The sequence below is a fragment of the Bacillus cereus group sp. N11 genome, assembly GCF_016483605.1.
GTDB classification, from domain to species: domain Bacteria; phylum Bacillota; class Bacilli; order Bacillales; family Bacillaceae_G; genus Bacillus_A; species Bacillus_A toyonensis.
This window is the reverse complement of sequence record NZ_JAEHBN010000015.1, coordinates 108451-134311: the sequence shown is the minus strand read 5'-3', so window position 1 is coordinate 134311 and position 25861 is coordinate 108451. Positions and strand designations below refer to the sequence as shown.

The window sequence follows — 25861 nt, the reverse complement described above, 5'->3', positions numbered from 1 at the left end:
TTTCTTAACTATGTTGTTCTTTTGCTTCAAGTTGCGGTTCTGTTGCTGCACCTTGCGTTTCTGTTGCTCCACCTGGTGTTTCTGTTCCTCCACCTGGTGTTTCTGTTCCTCCACCTGGCTCTTTTTGATTTGTAATTTGAAGTTTTATAACTTCAATTTTTTGATTAGAAATCGTAAACTTAATTTCCTTATTAGATAAAGTGTATCCTTCTGGAGCCTGTACTTCTTTTAAAATGTAATCTCCTGGTTCAAGTTTCTTGGAAGTTGCTTTACCATTTTTATCTGTTGTTAATTTGTCTATTTTCGTTCCGTCTTTCAAAATCTCAAAAACTGCGCCTGCTAATATTTTATTTGTATCATTTGCATCTACCTTTGTAATTTCTACTTGACCTGTTATTTTTTCTTTCACTTTTTCATTCAATACTTCTTGTTTTACTAATTCATTTGCTACGATGTTTACTTCTACTGTCACTTCCAGCGCTTTATAACCTTCTGGCGCTTTCGTTTCCTCTAACGTGTATTTTCCTGGCACTACGTTTTCGAATTTCACAACACCATCTTTATCTGTTGTTTTCGCCTCTCCAACTACTTGACCAGATTCATTCTTTAATTTAAATTCTGCGCCCGCTAGAACTTTTCCACTCTCTGCATCCTTTTTGATTACTTGTAAGCTTCCTAGTTCTTTCGCATTTTCTACTTGTACTTGTACTACTTTATTTGCTTCCACAACGACTTCAATTTCTTCTTTTAACAACTTATACCCTTGTGGTGCTTTCGTTTCTTTCAATGTGTATTTTCCTGGTTCTAATTTTTGAGAGATTACTTTACCTGTTTTATCTGTTCGTAATGTCTCTACTTTTTTACCGTCTTTATACACTTCGAATTCTGCGTCTGATAATAGTTTCTCTTTATCATTTGCATCTACTTTCACGATTTCGAATTGACCTGTTATTTTTTCGTTCGTCACTTCTTGTTTTACTACTTCATTCGCTACGATATTTACTTCTACTGTCACTTCTAGCGCTTTATAACCTTCTGGCGCTTTCGTTTCCTCTAACGTGTATTTTCCTGGCACCACGTTTTCGAATTTCACAACACCATCTTTATCTGTTGTTTTCGCCTCTCCAACTACTTGACCAGATTCATTCTTTAATTTAAATTCTGCGCCCGCTAGAACTTTTCCACTCTCTGCATCCTTTTTGATTACTTGTAAGCTTCCTAGTTCTTTCGCATTTTCTACTTGTACTTGTACTACTTTATTTGCTTCCACAACGACTTCAATTTCTTCTTTTAACAACTTATACCCTTGTGGTGCTTTCGTCTCTTTCAATGTGTATTTTCCTGGTTCTAATTTTTGAGAGATTACTTTACCTGTTTTATCTGTTCGTAATGTCTCTACTTTTTTACCGTCTTTATACACTTCGAATTCTGCGTCTGATAATAGTTTCTGTTTATCATTTGCATCCACTTTTACAATTTCAAATTGACCACGGCTCTTACTATTCTTTACTTTTACATCAATAACTTTTTCACCGTCAACTGTTACATGAATTACTTGTTTTGTTAACTCATAACCTTCTGGCGCTTTTGTTTCTTCTAACGTATATTCCCCCGGCACTAGTCCGTCTACTTTTACAGTTCCAGACTCATCTGTTGTAATTCCTTCTTTTACAACATTTCCTTTCACATCTTTCAATGTAAATTGTGCGCCTGCTAAACGTTTCGTTTGATCTTTATCATCCATTTTAATAATTTGTAGAGAACCTAAGATTTTTTCGTTTTCTGCCTCTACTTTTACTACTTCTTTCTCGTTTTGAATTGTTACTTTCCATTCTTTATTAGAAAGTTTATAGCCCATTGGTGCTTTCGTCTCTTTCACTGTGTATTCACCTAATGGTAATTTCGGTGACATCACTTTTCCACTCTCATCTGTTTTCAGTTCCGCTACCTTTTTACCATCTTTATACACTTCGAATTCTGCACCTGATAATACTTTCGTTTTATCATTCGCATCTACTTTCACAATTTCGAATTGACCTGTTACTTTTTCATTCGTAACTTCTTGTTTTACTACTTCATTTGCTACGATGTTTACTTCTACTGTCACTTCCAGCGCTTTATAACCTTCTGGCGCTTTCGTTTCTTCTAACGTGTATTTTCCTGGCACTACGTTTTCGAACTTCACTACGCCATCTTTATCTGTTGTTTTCGTTTCTCCAAGTACTTGACCACTTTCGTTTTTCAGTATAAATTCTGCGCCTGCTAGAACTTTTCCACTCTCTGCATCCTTTTTGATTATTTGTAAGCTTCCTAGTTCTTTCGCGTTTTCCACTTGTACTTGTACTACTTTATTTACTTCCACAACGACTTCAATTTCTTCTTTTAACAACTTATATCCTTGTGGTGCTTTCGTTTCTTTTAATGTGTACTTCCCTGGTTCTAATTTCTGAGAAATCACTTTACCTGTTTTATCTGTTCGTAACGTATCTACTTTCTTACCGTCTTTATACACCTCAAATTCTGCGTCTGATAATAGTTTCTCTTTATCATTTGCATCTACTTTCACGATTTCGAATTGACCTGTTACTTTTTCAGGGATTTTTTTATTCAACACATCTACAGTAATTACTTTATTAGCCTCTACATTTACAGGAACTGAACTAGATGATAGTTCATATCCTTTCGGGGCTTCTACCTCTTTTAATGTATATGTTCCAACTGGAAGTTGTTTTGATAAAGCTTCACCTTTACTGTCTGTAATAATTGTTTCGACAACTTTCCCATCTTTATCGATAACATCAAATTTTGCACCTGGTAGAAGTTGACCAGATTCATTATCTTTTTTCAACAATTTAAATTGGCCATTTTCAACTTTTTTCGTATTCTTCATAACAAGTTCAATTACGTTTGTACTATCAATTGTTACTTTTACTGGTGTATCAACTTTTATATATCCTTCTGGTGCACTAATTTCTTTTACAAAATAATCACCAAGTGGTAAATCTTTAACTTCCGCAATACCCTTTTCGTTTGTTGTAACAGTAGCCACAACAGTATTATCTTTGTCTATAACATCAAATTTTGCGTCTTTTAAAACAATGTTTTCATCGTTTTCATCAACTTTTTTAATTTGTAAATTTCCTTTTTCAGCTGCTGGCTTATTCCATTTCGGCCAGTTAAATTTAAAGTTATGAACCTCAAATCCATCTCTTTGGTGTAATCCTCCAACATAGGCTTGTCCATTAATAGAACCACCTTTTGTCTCTACAACTGCATTAGGTGCAAACACACTACCTACTACACCATAACCTTTAGTTGTTATCTTTGTAGCATTAGGAAACACCCAAATTACCTTACTAGCTAACTCAGTAAAAGATGAATTAGGGTCGTATGCTTGAGATGTATTAATTAAGTCTGTTGCCATCCCAGTATTTCTTGTATCATACAAAATTGCACCGCCACCAAAACTCACTTCTTCTGCATCTGAATAAATAACAATGAAGTCTTTATTCTCTACATTTGGAAGATAAACGTCTTTTACATCAAATGTTTTCTTTCCCGTTTGGCCTGAAGAGACATAAATATTAGGGTTGTTTACATCTTCACCGATTCCAAAGCTCATATTAAGTGTTGGCTTATCAGTGTGTAATTGGCCCGCATCCCCGATTACACCATCAACGTCTTTTCTAAATTCTTTAAACTTAGCATCAATCTCCGCTTGCTCTTTATAAGAGATACGGTCATATGACGTTTTCATTGCGCCATCTGGGTCACCGTCTTTTGTCATCGCCACTGTTCCATCTTGAATAATTACTTGTCCTGCTCCCGCTTTCGTAAATTGACCGCCTAGTAATAATGATGGATATCCTTCATCTACCCAAGTTGCTCCAGCTAAGTTATTTGCTCCAGTTGCAGCCGCTACGACTGTATAACTTGATGCGTTCATATTTTTCTGAACAGCCATCGCACCTTCAATATCCGCACTCGTTGCACTATGATCTCCAAAAATGATGGCGTTGTAATAAGATACATCACCTAAACCTTTTAATTCTGTTGTAGCTGCCTCTGCTTTAAATGGTAAATGGATTAAAAAATTCATACATATTAGTAATACAACTATTAAACTACTACTTAACTTTTTAATTTTTTGATTAAATGATTTCCTCAAGAAATTCATTCCCCCTTTTAAACTTCCTAAAATCATAAAAAGAAACACATTTCATATGTGCCAGATCTTACTCACATTAACTTAAAATAATCCATTTAAATAAAACAAAGAAACGCTACAACTAATTAATAAAATTACTACAATTCATTTTTGAAATAATACGTGAACTACACTATCATGCGGAAATGTTTTACATACGGGAGCTCAATAAAATTTATCTGAAGAATATTTCATGTGGTGTAACTATTTTGGGAACATCATCCACTTTACATTAGTTTTCTAAAGGATTCAAGTGAATTGTATAGATTTCATACACAATTCACAACCTAAAACGCTTTCATTCCTTTTAGTAAGTTCAACAAAAAAACGTAGCCACAAAGCTACGTTTTTCTTTCATCGTTTCGGTGTATTTTTATGGTTTTTCAAAAACGGAAGTGGGAATTGCTTACGGAAATGCTCTTTAATCATATACTCTACACCGTTCTCACTATTTGAACGTGTAATCCAATCTGCCGCTTGCTTTAACTCTACAGGCGCATTCCCCATCGCTACCCCAAGTCCAACGTTTTCAATGACCTCTAAATCTTCCATGCTATCCCCAATCGCAACCATTTCATTTAGCGAAATATTTAAATGCTCTCCAAGCAACTGTAATCCGCGTAACTTTGATACATTTTGTGGCAAAATTTCTATTCGTTTTGCGTCACATTCAACATACTCTATATCTTGGAATGCTTTTCTTAGCGTAGTTAGCCCTCTTTCCTTTTCACCATTACTATGGAAAACAACATCAATTTTTGGTGCCGCTACCGGATGATCACGAAGCGCATCGCCTAACGAATCTACAAATTGAACTGGATAAAATAACGGATCTGCGCTTGATAATACAGTACGCGCAATTAAGTTTGGTGTATTTCTCTCCCGGTTTCCGATTGAAAACCGCTCATGAGAAATGCGTACATTACAATCAAAGTGCTCTAACACTTGCACAATATTAAAAGTCTTCTCTTCGGATAACCTCTTTTGAACGTACGGTTTATCTAACGTTGCTGAAACGAAAGCACCGCCATGTGTCACTAATATAGAATCTAATTTCAACGCCTTTGCTACTTTATGAGCGGATTGAAAATTACGACTCGTAAATAATGTAACGTATACATCTTTTCTTTTTACAAATTCAATTGTTTCTCGTAATCCTTTTGCGATTTTTCCGTTATTGTATAGTAGTGTCCCATCTATATTAAGAGCTAGTAAGCGATAAATCATGTCGCACTCCCCCTCTTCGCTGTTGTACTCTATCCATAATTTATGAAATAAATGTAGCAAATAGAACGAGTTAGAATTACTACTGAAAATTTGGTTTACTATATACATATACACTCAGTAAAGGAGATAGTACAATGCAGGCACCACCTTCTTTTTACGAAGGCGACACGTTAGAAGTCGCAAAGAAATTACTCGGCCAAAAACTCGTTCATATTGTAGACGGAATAAAACGAAGCGGCATCATTGTGGAAGTAGAAGCATATAAAGGCCCAGATGATAAGGCCGCACATAGTTATGGCGGCAGACGAACGGATCGTACAGAAGTCATGTTTGGCGCACCGGGGCATGCTTACGTATATTTAATTTACGGTATGTATCATTGTTTTAACGTCATTACAGCGCCAGTTGGCACCCCGCAAGGCGTTCTCATTCGAGCCCTTGAGCCTATAGATGGGATTGAGGAAATAAAATTAGCGCGCTACAACAAAACTGACATTACAAAAGCACAGTACAAAAATTTAACAAATGGTCCTGGCAAACTATGCCGTGCCCTCGGAATTACTTTAGAAGAACGAGGCGTATCATTACAAAGCGACACATTACATATTGAACTCGTTCCAGAAGAAGAACACATGTCATCACAATATAAAATAACAGCAGGACCTCGTATTAACATCGACTATGCAGAAGAAGCTGTACATTATCCGTGGCGTTTTTATTATGAGGGGCATCCGTTTGTTTCAAGGAAATAAACATATGTAAAGGGAGAGACTATGAGGGGCAAACCTGAACTAAAAATAGAATCAGAAAAAGTATATAAAGCGAAGAAAAACCCTAATGGAATGTTTGTAGCGAAAATACTACAACTTCCAAAAGAAGAAGACAAATTAGATTTTGTTCTTATTCTGCAAAACAGAAACACGAAAAAAGTTATTTATAACAAAGTTTTAGTATCAACTGATAACGACTATTATTCTTTCCGACTAGCTCGTGGAAATATAGAATGGTCGTCCTTATATACTGTTACAGTATGGGATGGGCTTGGACATCGATTGATAGAAGTATCAGCCGCAACAGGCAAAGAGAATTATTTCATTTCTGATGGGCATTGTTCCGCATATCGGGAGTAACCTAAAATAAAAGAGAAGCCAAATCGGCTTCTCTTATTACTCCGCACCTTCCGCAGTCGCAATATTATCCTCTAAGTTTTCTCTTGATAATTCAGCCGTCATAAAATCAGCTGTTTCTGGAAGTGCTAAATGCATATGAGCTTTTTGACAAATTTGGATCGTACAGTTTTCAACAACATAATCGAAAACATGTCCGCCCCCGCTTCTTTCATCATCAATATAATGTAAGTGGAAACCCGCTACACCAATACCTTGCGCGTAATCTGGTGTCCAAAATCCAGCAAGCGTACCTTCTGTATGTTTAAATGAAAAGATTGGTTGTGATTTCGTCACTTCAACGAGCGGTGTATACGGTTTTTCTTGTCTTGGAACAGTTCTCGTTCTTACTTCACGGAACGTACCGTCCATTCGAATACCGTAAAATAAGTTTTTACTTGGCATTAATTCATGTAATAATGCCTCAACTTCTTCACGATTCATCGGACGCTCTACCGTATAACTCATTTCTTTTTCAAAAAACGTTACAGTCGCAAACGGCGTTGTTTCTTCCGGTTCTACTTTTTCCGCTGAACCGTCTGAACGTAAATGATAAAATTCATTATCAAACGCAATCATTTCTCCATCTAATTGATCAAATGTGCCGATGCCAAAATCACCACGTTCTTTCAGCTTCTCAAAGTTAATCACACCGTCGTATATACCATCTAATAGCGCAAGCATTGTAGATGTTTGATATATTTCATTACTCGTTTTCGTTCTTTTTGCATCAATATCAATTAATTGTGCAACAGTCATCTCAACCATGCCTCCATTAGTTTAATTGGTTTGGTAATAATTTTTCACTTAATTTAATGTTGTCACGGTAGTCAATTGGAATATCAATAATGACAGGACCTTCTGCTTCTAACGCTTCTCTCAGTACACCTTCTAATTCGTCTGGTGTATTGACACGAAGGCCTATTGCTCCGAAACTTTCTGCATATTTCACAAGATCAACATCGCCAAACTCTGTAGCTGATGTTCTACCGTATTTCATCATTTGTTGGAACGCAACCATATCATATGTACCGTCTCTCCAAACGAGATGTACAACCGGCGCATTTAAACGTACCGCTGTTTCTAACTCCATCGAAGAGAATAAGAAACCACCATCACCTGACACGGAAACAACTTTTTTTCCCGGTTCAACTAAAGTAGCCGCAATTGCCCAAGGTAGTGCAACACCTAACGTTTGCATACCGTTACTAAATAATAGTCTACGTGGTTCATAAGAACGGAAACATCTCGCCATCCAAATAGAATGGGAACCGATGTCACACGTAACCGTTGTATCGTCACTAATTAAAGAACGAAGTGTGCGAATGACTTGAAGCGGATGCGTAACACCTTCAGAAGCGCGGTTTGGAACTTCTGCTTGCTCTGATAACTTCGCGCGTAATCGTTCTAACACTGCTTCTGATTCCGCCTTTAATACAAGTTTCGGTAATTTTTCTGCAATGCTATTTACAGTTAAAGCGATATCGCCAATTAATTCACGCTCTGGTTGGTAATCATGATCGATATCTGCTTGATGGTCATCAAGATGAATGATCGTTCTGCCCCCCAGTTTATTCCAGAATTTCGGATCGTACTCAATTGGATCATAACCGATAGAAATAACAAGGTCTGCTTCTTCTAGTAAAATATCACCTGGTTGATTACGGAATAATCCAACGCGGCCAAAGAAATGATCTTCTAACTCACGTGAAATTGCTCCAGCTGCTTGATACGTTTCAACGACGGGAAGTTCTGTATCCGCAATTAATTTACGAACGGCTTTCGTCACTTCATTTGTGCTCGCTCTCATACCGAGTAAAATAACTGGTAATTTCGCTGATTTTATTTTTTCTACCACATATGTAACATCATGTGTGGGAGCGATTCCAAGCTGTGGCTTAGAAAGCGCACCGATAGACTCTACATTCGTTTCCGCAGTCATAACATCTTGCGGAAGACTTACTAAAGTTGCTCCCGGATTTGTGGAGGTAGCACTTCGAAATGCATTTGATAGTGCTTCTGGTACGTTATCCGGATGCTCTACTTCTACGCTATATTTTGTGATTGGTTCGAATAGTGCAGCATTATCCATAGATTGATGCGTACGTTTTAATCGATCCGTACGTGGAACTGCACCAGCTAAAGCAACAACGGGATCACTCTCCGCATTCGCAGTAACAAGACCTGTCGCTAAATTTGATGTCCCTGGTCCTGAAGTTACAAGACACACACCCGGTTTCCCTGTTAATCTACCAATAGCAGCTGCCATAAATGCTGCGTTTTGTTCATGACGACAAACGATTAACTCTGGTCCTCTTTCTTGCAATACATCAAATACAGAGTCAATCTTCGCTCCTGGAATACCGAAAACATGTGTAACACCTTGTTTAATTAAACAATCAACAACAAGATCTGCTCCTTTTGTTTTTGTCTTCACGTCGTTTGCTTTTACACCTGTACTCAAACTAATCATCCCTTTATTTCATAATGTGTGTAATAAAGATTGTAATTTCACCTAGTTAATTAACATGGTGAAATATCATTTATCATTATATTACAAATGCATTATTTTTCCAACAATATGAATTTGACAGTATTTTGACAACCCTTAAAGAATACGCTTACAATTAATTTGTTTTTTAAAATAACATTTACTTTTAAACTTAATTCCCTAAACAAAAAAACGCCCCTATACTAGGAGCGTCTTCCACTATTACGCTTGTTGCGCGCTATATAATTCTTCAAGTGGCTTCATGATAATTTTGTTAACGTCACCGATTACAACGTTTAGGCGTTGCTCAGTTTCCATTAATTTTGTAATTTTAGCATCTTGTTGAATGCGAGCTACAACTTCTTGTGCTTGTTGGTTGTCTTCTTCAGTAATTTCTTGGCCTTGCATCATTTTTTGTTGTAGGCTAAGTTGCATCGTACGGAACTCTTCAAATAAGTTCTTTGAAGCTGCATCTCCTTGTACTGCCGCATAGCTCTCTTTTAAAGTTTTGAAGTCTTCGTTTTCAGCGATTGCTTTTTGTAATTCATATGCTACATCATGAATGTTTTTTGTCATTTTATTTTTCCTCCTTTAGAAGGCTAGCGCTTTTCGCTCACACTGCCTTTTAAGTGCATTTACATACGCACCTCTTCTTACCATATCAAACTATGCAAGAGATGTGAAGAAATTTCACTCTTATTTCTATGTACTTATCTTTACTACCTAAGGAACAACAGTAACAACCCTTGCACGAGTCCAATCATTCCGCCTAATAAGGCACCTAAATACGTAATCATTTTCAGCTCATTTTTTGTAATGGACAGAACTAAATCTTCTAGTCTCTCTGTTGAAAACGTAGACACTTCTTGCTGGACAATTTCCGCAAGATGTAGATTATTTAGTATGGTCTCTACATTTTCTGTCCCCCACTTCAAGCCTTTCGTTACTGCGCTTGGAACCACTTTTTCAATGATTGTTTCTCGAACTGGCGCATACACTTGCTGTACAGATTGGTTTAAAAACTTACTCACTGTTTCCTCAACTTTAACTGCAGACAATATGGAGCTTACAATCATTTCTTTTTCTACAAACGTTTCTAATTCTTTTACATCTCTTCCCTTTAACTTTTCCCACTCTTTTTGCAGTACATTAGTTAAAAGCTTTTCCGTACCATCTTGACCTAAAAATTTAATTACTTCTGGCTGCACACGATCCACTACACTTACATTCCCTAGAAACATCCCGACTAAGTTAAGTAATGTTCCACGAGAAGCAAAGAAATCATCAATCATTTTTGAAAGGCGCACTTTCCCTTCTTCACTTTCAAAAAATTCAATTCCTCGCTCTAAAATAAAAGCCGAGACATTTGGAATTGCATCCTCTATTTTTTCATGTACAGAATGAGGTAAAGCTTGTTCCCATGTATATGTATAGTACTCCGCTAAAAATTCCTGAACTTTTTTTGTAATCACATGCTCGATTTTCCCGGTCGCCTCTTCTTCTACATGTGCTACATTCCATTTTTCTAACATATGTCGCAGTGATTGTTCATTCGTAATGACTTTATCCACTTCCACTTGCACCCAGCGAATTAAACTTTTTTGAAACTCTTCATTTGTTAGCTTTTTTCCGATTCCTTCTGGCGTTAACAAATGCTCGACTACCATTTTCCCTAATTGAACAGCAAGCTCATCACGTCGCTTCGGAATTAATCCAGGTGTAAATGGCAATTGAAACTTTCCAATATAAATAGGACGATGGGGACGAAATAACATTTTTATCGCTAAGTGGTTCGTATATCCTCCAATAATCGCTCCGAGCCCTGTCGTCGTTAACATATTCAACCATATATTCATTACAATCAACCTTTCGCTTCTCTAAAACTATAGCATATCATCATACGGACAAAAGTATAATGGTATAAAAAAGTATTTGCAATATATAGCTTCGCCTATTATGCCAACACTTTGTTAGTAAAGGAGTGATTTCGTTGGTTCTCGGTATTTTAACTTCCCGGCCTCATTATGAGCAAACGTATTACACCGAAATCGCCAAACGCGCTCGGCTTTATCATAATGTCGTTGCCCAGTTTACACCATTTTGTATTGATCCTAAAACAGACCTTGTTTCTGGTCTTATTTATGATACAGATACAGGAAAATGGAAAGAGCAAACATTCCCTATTCCTTCTTATATATACGATCGTTCTTCTTTTAACGAGGATACAGACTTTGAAAAAGCTAAATCAATTATTCATTCATTACACAACCGTCCTTCCACTACCTTTTTAAATAACACACTTATTGACTTAAGCGCACTACATGATTTATTTCTTACTAATAAAAAATTATCTCCTTATATACCAAAATTTGAAATAGCAACGATACAAAACATTTTCAAACTTTTATTAAAAACAAAAGATATTATTATACGTCCTACTCATACACATTCCAATGAAAGTCTGTACCGGATCGCTTATAAAAATAAAACGTTTCATATCGATACAATACATGACGCATATCATACTTCTACTCCAATCAAACGGACAGATGAGTTTATATCTTGGTACAAATCTAACATACAATCAGCACGTTATATCACCCATACGATGCTACAACCACCGAATCAACTAACGTATCCACTCCACATTCGAACCATTTTGCAAAAAAATAAAGAACAAAAATGGAACGTTATCGGTCAATTTATACAAAAAAGCTCATTTCCGAACCAATTTTTACTTTCCGTAACGGATGATTCCTCGCTGCATTCATTATCAAAAATTAAATATGTACTATCTAATACCGGTGTGCAACTATTACAAGACGCTTTACACGACATTATAAATGAAGTGTTTCAAACATTAGATCAATCTTATTCTTCTTTATTCGAACTAGAACTTTCCACAATTATGGATCAAAAAGGGGCGATTTGGCTTATGTATGTCAACACGATTCCCCCTTACGAACATTACATTCATCATAATGATTCGTTAGCTGAAAAGATCTTTCACGGACCACTAAAATTTAGCCGCTTTACACCATAACGAAAGGAGGGAATCCCATTTTGAAAGAGCACATATATACATTAAACATTTCAGATGAGCATCCAAATAGTATTACTTTACCTTACATTTTTTCTATTACACCACCTATTACATCCCTTTCCTTCGGCAGACGCCATGTTGCAAGTGAAGAGGTAAAAATTCATTATTCCTTTACTCGTGAAATTATGATTGGAAAACGAATTGCAGAAAAACTTTTACTCCCTCATTCCACTACCATTCATGCCTTTACACAAAATGAAACAATTATTTTCGGACCATTAGTCGGTATTTTCACAACTGGTTTTAACGATGACTCACCTATTCCTTTAGGAAACCGTTCCACATCTCTCAGTGAGTTGCTAACACCACCATTTACATTACGACCGTTCGTATTCGTTTTTGGCGTTCAACATATAAACTGGGAAGAAGAAACGATTGATGGGTATTTCTTTCAAGAAGGAAAATGGCTAAAGAAAAAAGTTCCTTTGCCAAATGTCATTTACGATCGACTACCAAATCGTAAAGCAGAAAATTATAAACCAATCGTTAGAGCAAAAAGGAAATTAGAACATGACTATAACATTCCATGGTTTAACCCAGGATTTTTTAATAAATGGGACGTTCATCAACTTCTCATGAAGGACGATTCAATTGTGCCTTTATTACCAAACACAGAGACATTTCAGCACTTCGAACAAGTAGAACGGTTTCTTGGCACATATAAATCAATTTACATGAAACCGATACACGGTAGCTTCGGAAGAAATATTCATCAACTATTTTATTCTCAAACAGAGAATTGCTACTACTGTCGTTATCGCGAAAATGAAGAGAATAAACTAAGAAAGTATCAATCATTAGAAACACTTCTGAACCACGTATTAAAAGGACATGATTTAAAGAAGTTTATCGTACAGCAAGGTATTTCTTTACTTCGCTTCGACGGGCAACCTGTTGATTTTCGCATTCATACAAATAAAAACCATTTCGGTAATTGGGTCGTCAGTGCCATCGTCGCCAAAATTGCTGGCAAAGGTAGCTTAACCACACATGTAAATAGCGGTGGTGATACAAAATTACTACAAGAACTTTTTCCAGATTCAACGAAACAAGTTCAAATTGAAAATAAATTAAAACAAACAGCCTTGCAAATAAGTTACGCGCTCGATGGGCAAGTAACTGGGAACATTGGAGAAATCGGTTTTGATATTGGTTTAGACATGCAGGAAAATCCGTGGCTATTTGAAGCAAACTCAAAACCTGGGCGAACTGTATTCCAAGATGAAAAGTTAAAAGAACAAAGTGAACTGACGCGCCAATTATTTTACGAATATGCTATCTACTTAACTGAACATTCTTTGCGCGATGCAAAAGAAAAAATGTCCCAAATGAAATTAGGGACTTCATCAAACACCGAACATATCCCTTCTCCTATGATTCACTCACAAATACGAAAACAAAAACTTCCACCTCATTCATAAGGTGGAAGTTTTCTATTTACACAAGTTTTACTACAACCTCCGTTTCCACGTTACATACTCCGCAATAAAAAATATGATTGCAATATTCTTGTGAATGATTATGTGTTAATCCATCTACCTCACTTAATAATTCCTGATCCATATACGCACTATAATCGTCTATGTAATCAACAGTTTTCCCATAATCTTGGAGTATACCTTGGCAATTTTGACAAGAATATGTTTGTGATTCTAATGCGTTACAAAGCGGGCAAATTCCCATCATGATTCCTCCATACATTATCGTTTAAAGACTTTCTTTTTAGATTGAAGAAAGCATCTAACCATGAGTAGATACGGTCAGTTCCTTTCCTTTCCATGCCCCATCCTTAGTTAAACTAGAAATGAGAAGTTAATGCCTTTTTAGTTTTTATATTACTAAGCTGCAATTGTAATGTATCTCACTTTCATAAACGATTAATAAAAAGCTAATTATTAGCCCTAACATAGCCGGATTCAAAGAGAACACCATTTTTAATATCGCTCTTAGTTTAGCCTTCTTTCTTAAAAATACAACGATTACTCTTATTTCATAATTTACGAAATCACTACATTTTTTTACAAAATTTACAAATTATTATTTTGTATATCTTTCTAGGTAACATCCATACTATGAGTACAAACTTAATTACCGATGGATTAGCGCCAAACGGGGCGATAATATCTGGTTCAAATCCAGCTAGTCCAACCAAAAAAATTTTTATAACTCTAAGGAGGATATATTCCTATGGCAAACCAAAATTCTTCAAATCAATTAGTAGTACCAGGAGCAACAGCTGCAATCGATCAAATGAAGTACGAAATCGCTCAAGAATTTGGTGTACAATTAGGAGCAGATTCTACGGCTCGTGCTAACGGTTCTGTTGGTGGAGAAATCACAAAACGTCTAGTTGCAATGGCTGAGCAAAGCCTTGGCGGATTCCAAAAATAAATATATATGGCAAAAAGGTCTCAAGGCATATGCCTTGAGACCTTTCTTAATTATTGAAGCATTTGTAAAAACTTCTTCGTTCGTTCTTCTTTTGGATTTGTAAATACATCTTCTGGTATACCTTGTTCGACAACGACACCGCCATCCATAAAAATAACGCGATTCGCAATTTGATGAGCAAAACGCATCTCATGCGTTACAATAACCATCGTCATGCCTTCTTTAGCAAGTTCTTTCATTACCTTTAGAACTTCTTGAACGAGTTCAGGATCAAGTGCTGACGTCGGTTCATCAAATAGTAACACTTCCGGCTCCATCGCAAGCGCGCGAGCAATTCCAACGCGCTGTTGTTGTCCCCCTGATAATTGGAACGGATATAAATCCACTTTATCTGCTAAACCAACTTTTTCAAGGAAGTAGTTTGCTTTTTTCTTCGCTTCTTCTTTCCCCATCTTTTTCACTGTAACGAGCCCTTCCATTACATTTTGAATGGCTGTTAAATGCGGGAATAAGTTATGATGTTGGAACACCATTCCTGTTTGTGTACGAAGATTTACAATATCTTTCTTGGATACTTTTTGAGCGAAATCAAGCTCTTTATTGCCGATACGAATGCTACCAGCGTTCGGTGTTTCTAGAACGTTTAGGCAACGTAGAAACGTCGTTTTACCAGATCCAGAAGGTCCGATAATAACAACAACTTCACCCTTCTCAACTGATAGATCTATATGCTTTAGTACGGTATTATCTCCGAAACTTTTTTGTAAGTGCTGAATTGAAATCATGAAAACAAAAACTCCTTTTGTAAAAGGATTATTTTAATGTGTAGCGTTCTGAACGCTTTTCTAACATCTGTTGTACGATTGATAGTAAGAAACAAATAACCCAATAAATAAGACCTGCTTCAAAATAAACAATTAAAAACTCATAGTTCATTGCCGCAATTTCCTGCGCTTTTCGGAACATTTCTGTTACTAAAATTAACGATGCTAATGAAGTATCCTTCACTAAGCTAATAAATGTATTCGAAAGCGGCGGAATTGATACGCGCGTTGCTTGCGGTAAAATAACACGTTTTAATGCTTGTGGATATGTCATCCCAATTGTATAAGCTGCTTCCCACTGTCCTTTCGGAATTGAAAGGATAGAAGCACGAATAATTTCAGATGCATACGCACCAACATTTAATGAAAATCCAATAACTGCTGCTGTATACGGCTCAACTTCAATATTAAGAGTTGGAAGACCATAGAAAATAATAAATAACTGTACAAGAAGTGGCGTTCCGCGAATGATAGATACATAGATACGAGCAATCCATTGTAAAATACGACTACCTGAAATACGCGCGAGCGCTGTTAACGTCGCCAGTATAATTCCGATAATGAATGTAATAAGCGTTAATGGAATTGTCGTAAAGACAGCTTCCTTCAGCATAGGCATGAAGGAAGACTGCATAATATCTATCCAAGTAGACAATCGATCTGAAACCAATGCACTACTTAGATACATTTTCACCGAACCATTTTTTCGCTATTTTGTCGTACGTACCATCTTTTTTCATATCTTCTAACGCTTTATCAACTTCTTGTACAAGCTTATCGCTACCTTTACGGAATAAGAATCCACTTTGTGAAGCTTCTTTTTCTGTATCTACAATTTTAATTTTTGCATCTTTTTTCGTTTCTAAGTAGTTTAATACTGATAACTTATCATTAATTGTGAAATCAACACGGCCAGTGTTTAATAATTCTGCCGCTTGGCTAAAGCCTTCTACGTTAGTAATTTCCGCACCATTTTTCTTAGCAATATCTGCATAGTTACTTGTTAAAGATTGCGCTGCTTTTAACCCTTTTACATCAGCAAATGTAGCAGGTTTATCTTTATCTTTTGCAATAACTAATACTGCTGAAGATGAAACGTATGGTTTAGAGAAATCATATTTCTTTTGACGATCTTCACGAATACCAACTTCGTTCGCAACCATATCGAAACGCTTCGCATCTAAACCAGCAAGTAAGCTATCCCATTGTGTTTCTTTAAATACAGGTTTTACACCTAAACGTTTTGCAACTTCTTCTGCTAATTCAACGTCAAATCCAGTTAATTTATTGCTTGAATCGTGGAACGTAAATGGTGGGTATGTACCTTCTGTACCAATTACAAGTTCACCGCTTTGTTTAATCTTTTGTAATGCGTCTTGACTAGCTGTATCTTTTTTCTCTTCTTTACCGCAGCCGGCTACAATCCCGATCGCTAATGTAGTTACTGCAAGCACTGAAAATAATTTTTTCATGATGGTAATCCTCCAAGTATTCTGATAGGAATTTAAAAACTATATTGATTGTATGCAATCTTGAACAATTTTTCAATGAAAATGTTCTTATTTAGTTTATCCTTTTTCTTCATAATCAAACAAAATGGAAAAATAACGCTACATACAAAAAATAAGTAACATTTTTTAATATAGCATTAATTGTAGGAAAGGTAAAATAATACTTCTTATTATGTACCTTTATCGCCGACATTTTGCCAACAAAAAAGAACTTGCGACAATCGCAAGTTCTTCCCCGCATTAAGCGCTCTGGTTTCCTTCCATTTGCGTTTTGTACATATCGTAATAACGCCCACGCTTTTTCATCAATTCATCATGAGAGCCTTTTTCTAAGATTGTTCCTCTATCGAGTACAATAATTTGATCCGCACTTTTAATTGTTGAAAGACGGTGAGCAATAATAAACGTCGTTCTCCCTTTTTTCACAACTTCTAGCGCTTGTTGAATCATTGCCTCTGTCTCTGTATCAATACTAGATGTTGCTTCATCTAAAATTAAAATGGCTGGATCAAAAGCGAGTGCCCTAGCAAACGATATAAGCTGGCGTTCTCCGGTTGAAAGTGTACTTCCTTTCTCCGTAATTTCTTCGTTTATATTGTTCGCAAACCTTTCCGCACCCACATCACGTAATGCTTTTACGATGCGATCTTTTGAAATTTTTTCGTTCTCTAAGCTTACATTGGAAGCGACCGTCCCGCTAAATAAAAACGGATCTTGTAATACGATTCCCATATGCTCACGAGTTGCTTGTTTCGGCATTTCTTTTACATCGTGACCGTCAATCGTAAGCTTCCCTTTTTCAAACTCATAAAATTGAAAGAGTACATTCATAATGGAACTTTTTCCTGATCCAGTATGACCGACAAGTGCTACTGTCTCGCCTTGTTTCGCTTCAAAAGAAATATTTTTTAGCACTTCATCTTTTCCATTATAAGAAAACGAAACATTATCAAACTTCACATTTCCTTGTAAGCGAGGCATGCGCTCTTCTTCCACTGCCTCTCCCTTTTCCTCTAGCAATTCGAAGACACGCTCTGATGCAACGCGCGATTGTTCTAAGTTAGCAAGCTGATTTACCATATTTGTAATTGGTGAGAACAATCTCGTTAAATAATCGACGAACGCATACAGTATCCCTAGAGAAATGATGCCTGAAGCACTTAATGAAGCTCCCCCGAAATACCAAATCACACCTGTGAAAGCGATATTTCGTAATACAGACACTAAGTTATGCGAAGTTGCTGCATTTAAATTTAAAATTTTATTTTGATACTTAAAATAATCGCCATTTAATTCTTCAAACTCTTTTTTCGTTTCACGCTCTTGACGGAACGTTTGAATAATTGGCATCCCTTGAATCGATTCATTCACTGTACCGTTAATATCGGATAAACGTGAACGCATTTTATGATTGTATACAGATGCATACTTTCTATATAAAATCGCCCAAACAATTAAAATCGGGATAATTAATAAACAGAACGACGCAAGTTTCACATCGAGTAAAAATAGCGCTGCAAATATCCCGATAATATAAATGAAACTAGAGACGAATGTCGCAAGCACTGTTACGTATAAATCTCGAATCGCCTCTGTATCATTCGTTACACGCGAAACGATTTTCCCTGCTGGTAAATGATCAAAGTATCTAATCGGTAACGTTTGAATATGAGAGAAGACGTCTTCCCTCATAATTTGAATAATTTTGTTTGCTGCCTTCTGCAAGAAAAACTGCTTTCCATATGCAAATAATGACACAATTACTAATAGAGCAAAATAGCCTCCACCAAGTAACAGTAGGGGGTTTATTTCTGGCTTATAAAACGCAAACACTTCTTCCTTCGTTAATGCTTTCGCTTTATACACTTGCACCGCCTTACCATTTTGAATGGTAATCATATCCCCTTTCACAGAACGTGTTCCTTCAATATTCACTCTATTTGGTACAAAGTAATATTGAAAACCGACTTGCATCACGCGTACTTCTTTTCCTTTTTTCTCACCTTGTTCAAAGCGATCACTTCGCTTATAATAGGCGCCATTATATGCAACAGCATCTTCACTCTTTTCTGTCTCATACCAAGATTTTTCTATCGCGACGATATGATCGTCAATCATCGTTTTAGCGACGAACGGACCGGCAAGCTCAGCGATAACGAAAATAAATAACATCGCCATCGCTGCAAAAATCGTCCCTTTTACTTTCATCGCATATTGAAACAATCGTTTTGAAACACTCATATTTTCACCCCACTATCCGCACTTTCATTTTCACCTTGTTGTCTTTCAAACTGCTCAGCATACCAGCCTCCGTTTCGAAGTAACTGGTCATGCGTGCCTTCTTCCATAACTTCGCCGTCATCCATAACGAGAATCCAATCTGCATGTTGTACGGCAGATAAACGGTGCGTCGTAATAATCGTCGTCTTTCCGCTTCTTTCCGTTCTTATATTTTCAATGATCGCCGCTTCCGTACGAGCATCGACAGCTGATAACGAATCGTCCAAAATTAATATTTCTGGATTTTGAATAACCGCTCTCGCAATCGAAATCCTTTGCTTTTGCCCTCCTGATAACGAAACACCTTTCTCTCCAACGAGCGTTTCTAATCCTTCTGGTAAAAACTCTAAGTCTTTTGTAAACGCAGCAATTTCAATGGCTTTCTCGAGCTCTTCTTCAGTCGCTTCCCTGTTTCCGAATAAAATATTTTCCCTCGCTGTTTTTGAGAATAAAATGTGCTCCTGAGGTACATATCCAATCCACCCGAGTACATTATCACTCGTCATTTTATCTAATGTCACATCAGAAACTGCAATATCCCCTTCTCCAAGCGGATATTGACGAAGAAGCTGACGTACAAGCGTCGTTTTTCCGCTTCCTGTTTTTCCGACAACCCCTAGCGTTTCTCCTTGTTTTAATGTAAAAGAAACCTTTTTTAAATTTTCTTCAGATGATGAAGGATAGGAAAAAGAAACTTCATCAAACTGAATATAATCAGGATCTTGTACAAGCTTTGGATTTTTCGGATTCTTTACATCTGGTTCATATGCTAACGTTTCATTCACACGATCTAACGAAGCATTTCCTCTTTGCATAACATTAATTAATTCGCCAATTGCAAACATCGGCCAAATCATCATCCCTAAATACACGTTAAAGGAAACGAGTTCGCCAAGTGTCACCTTTGATTGAAATACAAGGTATGCACCGTACACTAAACCAATTAAATAACTAAGACCGACAAGCATTTTCACAGTTGGTTGGAATAACGCATCGATTCTTGCTACCTTCATATTCTTTTCGTAGACGTCATCTCCTAAATGATGAAATCTTTCCTGATCTGCGTTCTCTTGTACGTATGCACGAATCACGCGCACGCCAGCAATTGATTCAAGTACTTTATCATTCATATCACCGAACGCATCTTGCGCAACTGTAAACCTTTCATGCAATTTCTTTCCATATATATTCATCGCATATGCCATAATTGGCAGCGGTATAAGGGCTGCTAATGTAAGCTCCCAACTTATTGTAAATCCCATCATAAAAACGATTGTAAGCATATATAAACTAGAATCTACAAGCGTTAATATACCAAAACCAGCTGTCATAGCGATTGCTTTTAAATCGTTTGTTGCTCTCGCCATTAAATCGCCAGTACGATTTTTTTGATAAAACGTCGGTGTCATCTTGAGTAAATGCCCCATAAATTTCGAGCGCATCGTCTTCTCAAGTACGAACGCACCTCCAAATAATTGATGCTGCCAAACAAAAGTAAGGCCATATCCAACTATCGTAACTCCTATTAAAATAAGAATAGACTCCATAATTGCTGCATTCGTTAACGTTCCAGTTTTTATATTATCAATCGTAACCCCTAGTACTTTTGGGGGAATGACTTCAACTATATTTACAATTAAAAGCGCACCAATTGCGATACTATATCTCTTCCAATGCTCTTTAAAAAACCATCTTAACTTTAGTAATACTGAAAACAATGTAACCTCTCCCTTCTCGTTTTCGTTTCACTCTCATTTCTTTATCCGCTATCCAAACCAATCACATTTACATTTCGTAACCCATACAATCTCATCACATTTTTCCACCTTCCAAATTTCAGTTTTATAGTAACCATACAAAGTATGGAAACAAGCAAATTGGACAAAAAAAAGCATACCGTCGCTTGACGATATGCACAAAAATGCATAAAAGCGTACGTTACGATATACGCAACGTACGCTTTTTATAAGACAAAAATGCCCTATATATCCGTACGGGTTGCGTAATGATATGAATGTTTTCCGTTATTTAACAGAGCTAAGCCCATTACATTTACGATTACAATCATTACGCACACCCCTTTCATTTATTTTCCATTTATAATCTTATAACTTCTTTGAGTATTCTGTCAATTATTTTTTTTGCAAATTGAAGAAAATAGATACCAATCACGATAAAATGAAGAGGATTTATGACGAGATAAAGCAGTTTGAAATAAGGGAATCTTCTGTAAGAAAGGGCATACAAAATAAAAAAAGAATAAGAAATCGTTTTCACAAACATTTCATTTGAAAAATATTATCAAACCCCCTACAATCACCTTATACTCACTCTTACAAGTTGCTATTTTAGGAGGACTAATCATGACAACTAGCAATACGTACAAATTTTATTTAAACGGAGAATGGAGAGAAAGCTCTTCAGGACAAACAATCGACATTCCATCTCCATACTTACACGAAGTAATTGGTCAAGTACAAGCAATTACTCGCGGAGAAGTAGATGAAGCAATTGCATCTGCAAAAGAAGCTCAAAAATCATGGGCTGAAGCTTCTCTACAAGATCGCGCAAAATATTTATATAAATGGGCTGATGAGCTCGTAAATATGCAAGATGAAATTGCTGATATTATTATGAAAGAAGTCGGTAAAGGATATAAAGATGCGAAGAAAGAAGTTGTTCGTACAGCTGATTTCATTCGTTACACAATTGAAGAAGCTCTACATATGCACGGAGAAAGCATGATGGGCGATAGCTTCCCTGGCGGAACAAAATCAAAACTTGCGATTATCCAACGTGCACCACTTGGTGTTGTATTAGCAATCGCACCGTTTAACTACCCAGTAAACTTATCTGCTGCAAAACTTGCACCAGCATTAATTATGGGTAACGCTGTTATTTTCAAACCAGCAACTCAAGGTGCAATTAGCGGTATTAAAATGGTTGAAGCACTTCATAAAGCTGGCCTTCCAAAAGGTCTTGTAAACGTAGCTACAGGACGCGGTTCTGTAATTGGTGACTACTTAGTAGAACACGAAGGTATCAATATGGTATCGTTCACAGGTGGTACAAACACAGGTAAACATTTAGCGAAAAAAGCTTCAATGATTCCACTTGTACTAGAACTTGGTGGGAAAGACCCTGGTATCGTTCGTGAAGATGCTGACTTACAAGATGCTGCAAACCATATCGTAAGCGGTGCATTCTCTTACTCTGGTCAACGTTGTACAGCTATTAAACGTGTACTTGTACACGAAAACGTAGCGGACGAGCTTGTTGAATTAGTAAAAGCGCAAGTAGCTAAACTATCAGTTGGATCTCCAGAACAAGACAGCACAATCGTTCCATTAATTGACGATAAATCTGCTGACTTCGTTCAAGGCTTAGTTGACGACGCTGTAGAAAAAGGTGCTACGATCGTTATCGGTAACAAACGTGAGCGTAACTTAATTTATCCAACATTAATCGATCACGTAACAGAAGAAATGAAAGTTGCTTGGGAAGAGCCATTCGGCCCAATCCTTCCAATCATCCGTGTTTCTTCAGATGAGCAAGCAATTGAAATTGCTAACAAATCAGAGTTCGGCTTACAAGCAAGTGTCTTCACAAAAGACATTAACAAAGCATTTGCAATTGCTAACAAAATCGAAACTGGTTCTGTTCAAATTAACGGACGCACAGAGCGCGGCCCTGACCACTTCCCATTCATCGGTGTAAAAGGTTCAGGTATGGGCGCACAAGGTATTCGTAAGAGCCTTGAGTCTATGACACGTGAAAAAGTAACTGTATTGAACTTAGTTTAATCTTATATAGAAGCTGATCTAGTTTTAGATCAGCTTCTTTTTATTTCACGAGTTGTTTTTCCATAGGTAAATTCACACATTCTACAGAAATTTCATATCCTAGCCAACGCTCAGCAATATGTTCAAATGATAAAACAGAGCCTGTTGTAAAAAATCGATGCTTCGGATTCAAATTGTCAGACAGGATTCCTTTGTGCTGTAAAATTGTGCTTAATTCTATCGCTGTTTCTTCTGCAGAACTAATAATCGTTACATCTTCTCCTAGTTCCTTTTTTATATAGGACTCTAAAAGTGGATAATGCGTACACCCAAGAATTAACGTATCTATATCTTCTTTCGTTAATGGCAGTAAAGCTTGTTTCACTTGCTGCGTTACATATGCGGTATCTTCTAATTGATTTTCTACAACTGTAGCTAAAGTCGGGCACGCGTGACTATGCACTTCCAAATATGTATCAAGCTCATGTAATGCTTTTTCGTACATATTAGACTGTATCGTACCTACAGTTCCAATTACTCCGATTTCCCCTTTCTTTGTCACTTTAATTGCCGCTCTTGCTCCCGGATGTATAACGCCAATAACCGGAATAGACAGTGCTTCTTGCAGCGCAGTCAATGCAGCAGCTGCAGCAGTATTACATGCTACCACTAGCGCTTTTAACGGAAACTGTTTGAGGAACTCAACCATTTCAAATACGAAAGATTGTACCTCTTCTACACTTCTTGGCCCATACGGACAACGCTCATTATCACCAATATAATAAATGCTCTCTTTAGGCAATTGTCTTATAATTTCACTCGCAACTGTTAATCCCCCAACTCCCGAATCTAGCACACCTATTACTGAATGTTTATGACATACAGACATATACTTCATCCCCTTCTCAATCTTCTAGCGTCAATAACATTTATTATATTACGAAAATTCAATATTACATAATAATCCCTTTCTCTTTTAATCACAAACTCTTCTCTATAATCTGATTATTACTATATCCATTGACGTATAAAAATACATTTGTTACTCTTAAATACGTTAATTTAATATTTAAATCCTCATTCGTATCTCGGTGAGGTAGAGGTTGCAGTCATTAAGAGTATCATTTCAGGAGATGTAGTGGCATTGATGAAGAAATGAGAAAGGAATGATTGCCGAAGTAAGTCGTGTCCACCATGCACACTTGCTGGGTCTGCATTTAATAAGTGCAGAACTGTCACAAACGTTTCGTTTGTGGAGAGCTATCGAGAGGTATGTCGTGGGTTTCTTATAAGATAGAAAGCATGTAGCGGCAAATTACGTGCTTTTTTTGTTTTGTTTGGGACTTCTCTTCTCTAATCGGAAGACATACATATCTCCTCGCTTGACTTGGTTATACTAACTTTGGAGGTATTTTCTATGCAACAAAAAAAATGGGGCTTTTGGGTACTAACAGCTTTCGTTGTCGGTAACATGGTTGGCGCTGGTATTTTCATGGTGCCAAGTACGTTGGCACAAACAGCAAGCCCACTCGGTGTCACTTTAGCTTGGTTAACAACAGGGTTTGGTGTTTTAATGCTAGCTCTTGTTTTTGGTAATTTAGCAATTCGTCGTCCTGATTTAACGACAGGACCACAAAGTCATGCATATGCTTTATTCTCAACACCAAAAAAGAAAAAAATGGCTGGTTTCAGTATGGTATGGGGATATTGGGTTGCAAACTGGGCAAGTAACGTTGCCATCATTACATCTTTCGCGGGATATTTATCACTCTTCTTCCCAATTATGAAAGATACACGACTACTATTTTCAATCGGTTCGTTTAACATAGAAGTCGGAAAACTAATTACATTTACGATTTGTTCCATCTTACTTTGGGGAACTCATATTATATTAACTAATGGTGTAAGCGGAGCTGGAAAGCTAAACTTCTTAGCAACAACAACGAAAGTAACTGGATTCCTTTTATTTATCGTCGTTACGTTATTTGCATTCGAAGCTTCTAAGTTTGGACAATGGTACACACCGATGATTGATAAATCAGGTGTATCACACGGCCTTCTTTCACAAGTAAATTTAGCTGCTCTTACAACGCTTTGGGCGTTTATCGGAATTGAATCAGCCGTTCTTTTATCAAACCGGGCTGTTTCTCCAAAAACGGTAAAACGGGCAACAGTTGCGGGATTACTTATTACAGTTGCAATTTACTTAGGAATTACAATTTTAACAATGGGTGTCCTTCACGTTGATACATTACAAGCTTCTGAACGTCCGTTAGCAGATGCACTAAATGCTGCAATGGGTCATGGTGGCGGGAAACTGATGGCATTGCTTGCTCTTACTTCCCTGTTCGGTTCTATCTTAGGCTGGATTTTATTAAGCTCAGAAGTACCGTATCAAGCAGCAAAAGAAGGTTTCTTCCCTTCCTTCTTCACAAAAACAAATAAAAAAGGAAGTCCAATTTACTCATTACGATTAACAAACATTATGTCGCAAGTGTTCTTATTCTCAACATTATCAGGAACCATTGCGGAAGCTTATACATTCGTTATTACCGTATCAACACTGGCCTATCTCATTCCATATCTCGTTTCACCGATCTTCCAGTTAAAACTAGTCGCAACTGGTGAAACGTATAAAAATGAAATGCGGGCAAGAATTACAGATGGCATAGTCGCCGTTATCGCACTTTGCTACGCACTATGGGTTATTAAAACGGGCGCATCCGATATAAAAACGTTCCTTCTCGGAATTGGTTTATTCGTAATCGGCTTTGCCTTCTATCCATTAATGAATCGTGATCAGAAAAAAAATAACGAAAAGAAAAACGGGCAAGTTGCATAACGCAATTTGCTCGTTTTTTCTTTTGTAAAACATATAT

The 25861-nt window shown here is 36.9% G+C and carries 19 protein-coding genes, 1 pseudogene and 1 riboswitch; of the genes and pseudogenes, 7 read left to right on the top strand and 13 right to left on the bottom strand.

The genetic code is table 11. The features are described 5' to 3' along the window. Positions 1–40: 40 nt before the first annotated feature. Both JDS98_RS23030 and JDS98_RS23025 read right to left on the bottom strand, forming a co-directional pair. Positions 41–4168, bottom strand: a pseudogene (locus tag JDS98_RS23030) (MSCRAMM family protein); the annotation flags it as partial. A gap of 393 nt (positions 4169–4561) precedes the next feature. Beyond that, complete coding sequence (locus JDS98_RS23025; protein WP_087970975.1) at positions 4562–5434, bottom strand: Cof-type HAD-IIB family hydrolase; 873 nt, start codon at positions 5432–5434, stop codon at positions 4562–4564. Positions 5435–5568: 134 nt separating this feature from the next. Between JDS98_RS23025 and JDS98_RS23020 the strand changes: the two genes are divergently transcribed. Continuing rightward, a complete protein-coding gene (locus JDS98_RS23020) occupies positions 5569–6186 on the top strand; it encodes a DNA-3-methyladenine glycosylase (protein WP_199634357.1) in 618 nt (205 codons plus the stop codon). A gap of 21 nt (positions 6187–6207) precedes the next feature. Then, positions 6208–6564: a hypothetical protein gene (locus tag JDS98_RS23015; RefSeq protein WP_199634356.1), complete on the top strand. Its 357-nt coding sequence runs from the start codon at positions 6208–6210 to the stop codon at positions 6562–6564. Positions 6565–6600: 36 nt separating this feature from the next. Here the strand turns inward: JDS98_RS23015 and alsD are convergent, their stop codons facing one another. The 4 genes from alsD to JDS98_RS22995 form a co-directional block, all read right to left on the bottom strand. Continuing rightward, a complete protein-coding gene (alsD, locus tag JDS98_RS23010; protein ID WP_199634355.1) occupies positions 6601–7359 on the bottom strand; it encodes an alpha-acetolactate decarboxylase in 759 nt (252 codons plus the stop codon). A gap of 16 nt (positions 7360–7375) precedes the next feature. Beyond that, positions 7376–9064, bottom strand: a complete 1689-nt coding sequence (gene alsS, locus JDS98_RS23005) for an acetolactate synthase AlsS (RefSeq protein WP_199634354.1) — start codon at positions 9062–9064, stop codon at positions 7376–7378. 249 nt (positions 9065–9313) lie between these two features. Beyond that, on the bottom strand, positions 9314–9667 hold the full coding sequence (locus JDS98_RS23000) for a YlbF/YmcA family competence regulator (RefSeq protein WP_000164615.1): 354 nt from the start codon (positions 9665–9667) through the stop codon (positions 9314–9316). A gap of 143 nt (positions 9668–9810) precedes the next feature. Beyond that, positions 9811–10956, bottom strand: a complete 1146-nt coding sequence (locus tag JDS98_RS22995; protein WP_199634353.1) for a DUF445 domain-containing protein — start codon at positions 10954–10956, stop codon at positions 9811–9813. A gap of 125 nt (positions 10957–11081) precedes the next feature. Between JDS98_RS22995 and JDS98_RS22990 the strand changes: the two genes are divergently transcribed. Then, the gene (locus JDS98_RS22990) at positions 11082–12134 is read left to right on the top strand and encodes a YheC/YheD family endospore coat-associated protein (protein ID WP_199634352.1); all 1053 of its coding nucleotides are present in this window, start codon (positions 11082–11084) and stop codon (positions 12132–12134) included. Between the two features lie 20 nt (positions 12135–12154). Further along, positions 12155–13615, top strand: coding sequence for a YheC/YheD family endospore coat-associated protein (locus JDS98_RS22985; protein WP_000658085.1), 1461 nt, complete (start codon positions 12155–12157; stop codon positions 13613–13615). Positions 13616–13631: 16 nt separating this feature from the next. On the opposite strand, the gene JDS98_RS22980 is transcribed toward JDS98_RS22985, so the two are convergent. Continuing rightward, positions 13632–13877, bottom strand: a complete 246-nt coding sequence (locus tag JDS98_RS22980; RefSeq protein ID WP_000510465.1) for a hypothetical protein — start codon at positions 13875–13877, stop codon at positions 13632–13634. A gap of 504 nt (positions 13878–14381) precedes the next feature. Here JDS98_RS22980 and sasP point away from each other — a divergent pair. Further along, positions 14382–14585 (top strand): small acid-soluble spore protein, SasP family, encoded by a 204-nt coding sequence (gene sasP, locus JDS98_RS22975; RefSeq protein ID WP_000013339.1) that lies wholly within the window; start codon positions 14382–14384, stop codon positions 14583–14585. A 50-nt stretch (positions 14586–14635) separates the two neighbouring features. Here sasP and JDS98_RS22970 read toward each other — a convergent pair whose 3' ends face one another. From JDS98_RS22970 to JDS98_RS22950, 5 genes are all read right to left on the bottom strand, one after another. Further along, a complete protein-coding gene (locus JDS98_RS22970; RefSeq protein ID WP_085450133.1) occupies positions 14636–15370 on the bottom strand; it encodes an amino acid ABC transporter ATP-binding protein in 735 nt (244 codons plus the stop codon). Between the two features lie 28 nt (positions 15371–15398). Beyond that, the gene (locus JDS98_RS22965) at positions 15399–16097 is read right to left on the bottom strand and encodes an amino acid ABC transporter permease (protein WP_000281495.1); all 699 of its coding nucleotides are present in this window, start codon (positions 16095–16097) and stop codon (positions 15399–15401) included. Beyond that, positions 16084–16881, bottom strand: coding sequence for an amino acid ABC transporter substrate-binding protein (locus JDS98_RS22960; protein ID WP_000732848.1), 798 nt, complete (start codon positions 16879–16881; stop codon positions 16084–16086). The genes JDS98_RS22965 and JDS98_RS22960 overlap by 14 nt, the downstream gene beginning before the upstream one ends. A 279-nt stretch (positions 16882–17160) precedes the next feature. Further along, positions 17161–19161 carry an ABC transporter ATP-binding protein gene (locus JDS98_RS22955; protein WP_098911301.1) on the bottom strand — a complete coding sequence of 667 codons (2001 nt, stop codon included), beginning with the start codon at positions 19159–19161 and terminating at the stop codon, positions 17161–17163. Further along, positions 19158–20918, bottom strand: coding sequence for an ABC transporter ATP-binding protein (locus JDS98_RS22950; protein WP_098911302.1), 1761 nt, complete (start codon positions 20916–20918; stop codon positions 19158–19160). The genes JDS98_RS22955 and JDS98_RS22950 overlap by 4 nt, the downstream gene beginning before the upstream one ends. A 645-nt stretch (positions 20919–21563) precedes the next feature. Here JDS98_RS22950 and gapN point away from each other — a divergent pair. Beyond that, on the top strand, positions 21564–23003 hold the full coding sequence (gene gapN / locus JDS98_RS22945) for an NADP-dependent glyceraldehyde-3-phosphate dehydrogenase (RefSeq protein WP_000213650.1): 1440 nt from the start codon (positions 21564–21566) through the stop codon (positions 23001–23003). 40 nt (positions 23004–23043) lie between these two features. On the opposite strand, the gene racE is transcribed toward gapN, so the two are convergent. Further along, positions 23044–23871, bottom strand: coding sequence for a glutamate racemase (racE, locus tag JDS98_RS22940; protein WP_000109657.1), 828 nt, complete (start codon positions 23869–23871; stop codon positions 23044–23046). A 200-nt stretch (positions 23872–24071) separates the two neighbouring features. Continuing rightward, positions 24072–24253: riboswitch (Lysine riboswitch) on the top strand. A gap of 146 nt (positions 24254–24399) precedes the next feature. Between racE and JDS98_RS22935 the strand changes: the two genes are divergently transcribed. Further along, the gene (locus tag JDS98_RS22935) at positions 24400–25824 is read left to right on the top strand and encodes an amino acid permease (RefSeq protein WP_001186296.1); all 1425 of its coding nucleotides are present in this window, start codon (positions 24400–24402) and stop codon (positions 25822–25824) included. The last annotated feature ends 37 nt before the right edge of the window (positions 25825–25861 follow it).

Bases quoted from the DNA above. Each gene is read 5' to 3' on its own strand.
- JDS98_RS22965 (WP_000281495.1), bottom strand. From the start codon at position 16,097: ATGTATCTAAGTAGTGCATTGGTTTCAGATCGATTGTCTACTTGGATA.
- gapN (WP_000213650.1), top strand. From the start codon at position 21,564: ATGACAACTAGCAATACGTACAAATTTTATTTAAACGGAGAATGGAGA.
- JDS98_RS23000 (WP_000164615.1), bottom strand. From the start codon at position 9,667: ATGACAAAAAACATTCATGATGTAGCATATGAATTACAAAAAGCAATC.
- JDS98_RS23015 (WP_199634356.1), top strand. From the start codon at position 6,208: ATGAGGGGCAAACCTGAACTAAAAATAGAATCAGAAAAAGTATATAAA.
- JDS98_RS23025 (WP_087970975.1), bottom strand. From the start codon at position 5,434: ATGATTTATCGCTTACTAGCTCTTAATATAGATGGGACACTACTATAC.
- JDS98_RS22980 (WP_000510465.1), bottom strand. From the start codon at position 13,877: ATGGGAATTTGCCCGCTTTGTAACGCATTAGAATCACAAACATATTCT.
- JDS98_RS22955 (WP_098911301.1), bottom strand. From the start codon at position 19,161: ATGAGTGTTTCAAAACGATTGTTTCAATATGCGATGAAAGTAAAAGGG.
- JDS98_RS22935 (WP_001186296.1), top strand. From the start codon at position 24,400: ATGCAACAAAAAAAATGGGGCTTTTGGGTACTAACAGCTTTCGTTGTC.
- sasP (WP_000013339.1), top strand. From the start codon at position 14,382: ATGGCAAACCAAAATTCTTCAAATCAATTAGTAGTACCAGGAGCAACA.
- racE (WP_000109657.1), bottom strand. From the start codon at position 23,871: ATGTCTGTATGTCATAAACATTCAGTAATAGGTGTGCTAGATTCGGGA.
- JDS98_RS23020 (WP_199634357.1), top strand. From the start codon at position 5,569: ATGCAGGCACCACCTTCTTTTTACGAAGGCGACACGTTAGAAGTCGCA.
- JDS98_RS22970 (WP_085450133.1), bottom strand. From the start codon at position 15,370: ATGATTTCAATTCAGCACTTACAAAAAAGTTTCGGAGATAATACCGTA.
- alsD (WP_199634355.1), bottom strand. From the start codon at position 7,359: ATGACTGTTGCACAATTAATTGATATTGATGCAAAAAGAACGAAAACG.
- JDS98_RS22960 (WP_000732848.1), bottom strand. From the start codon at position 16,881: ATGAAAAAATTATTTTCAGTGCTTGCAGTAACTACATTAGCGATCGGG.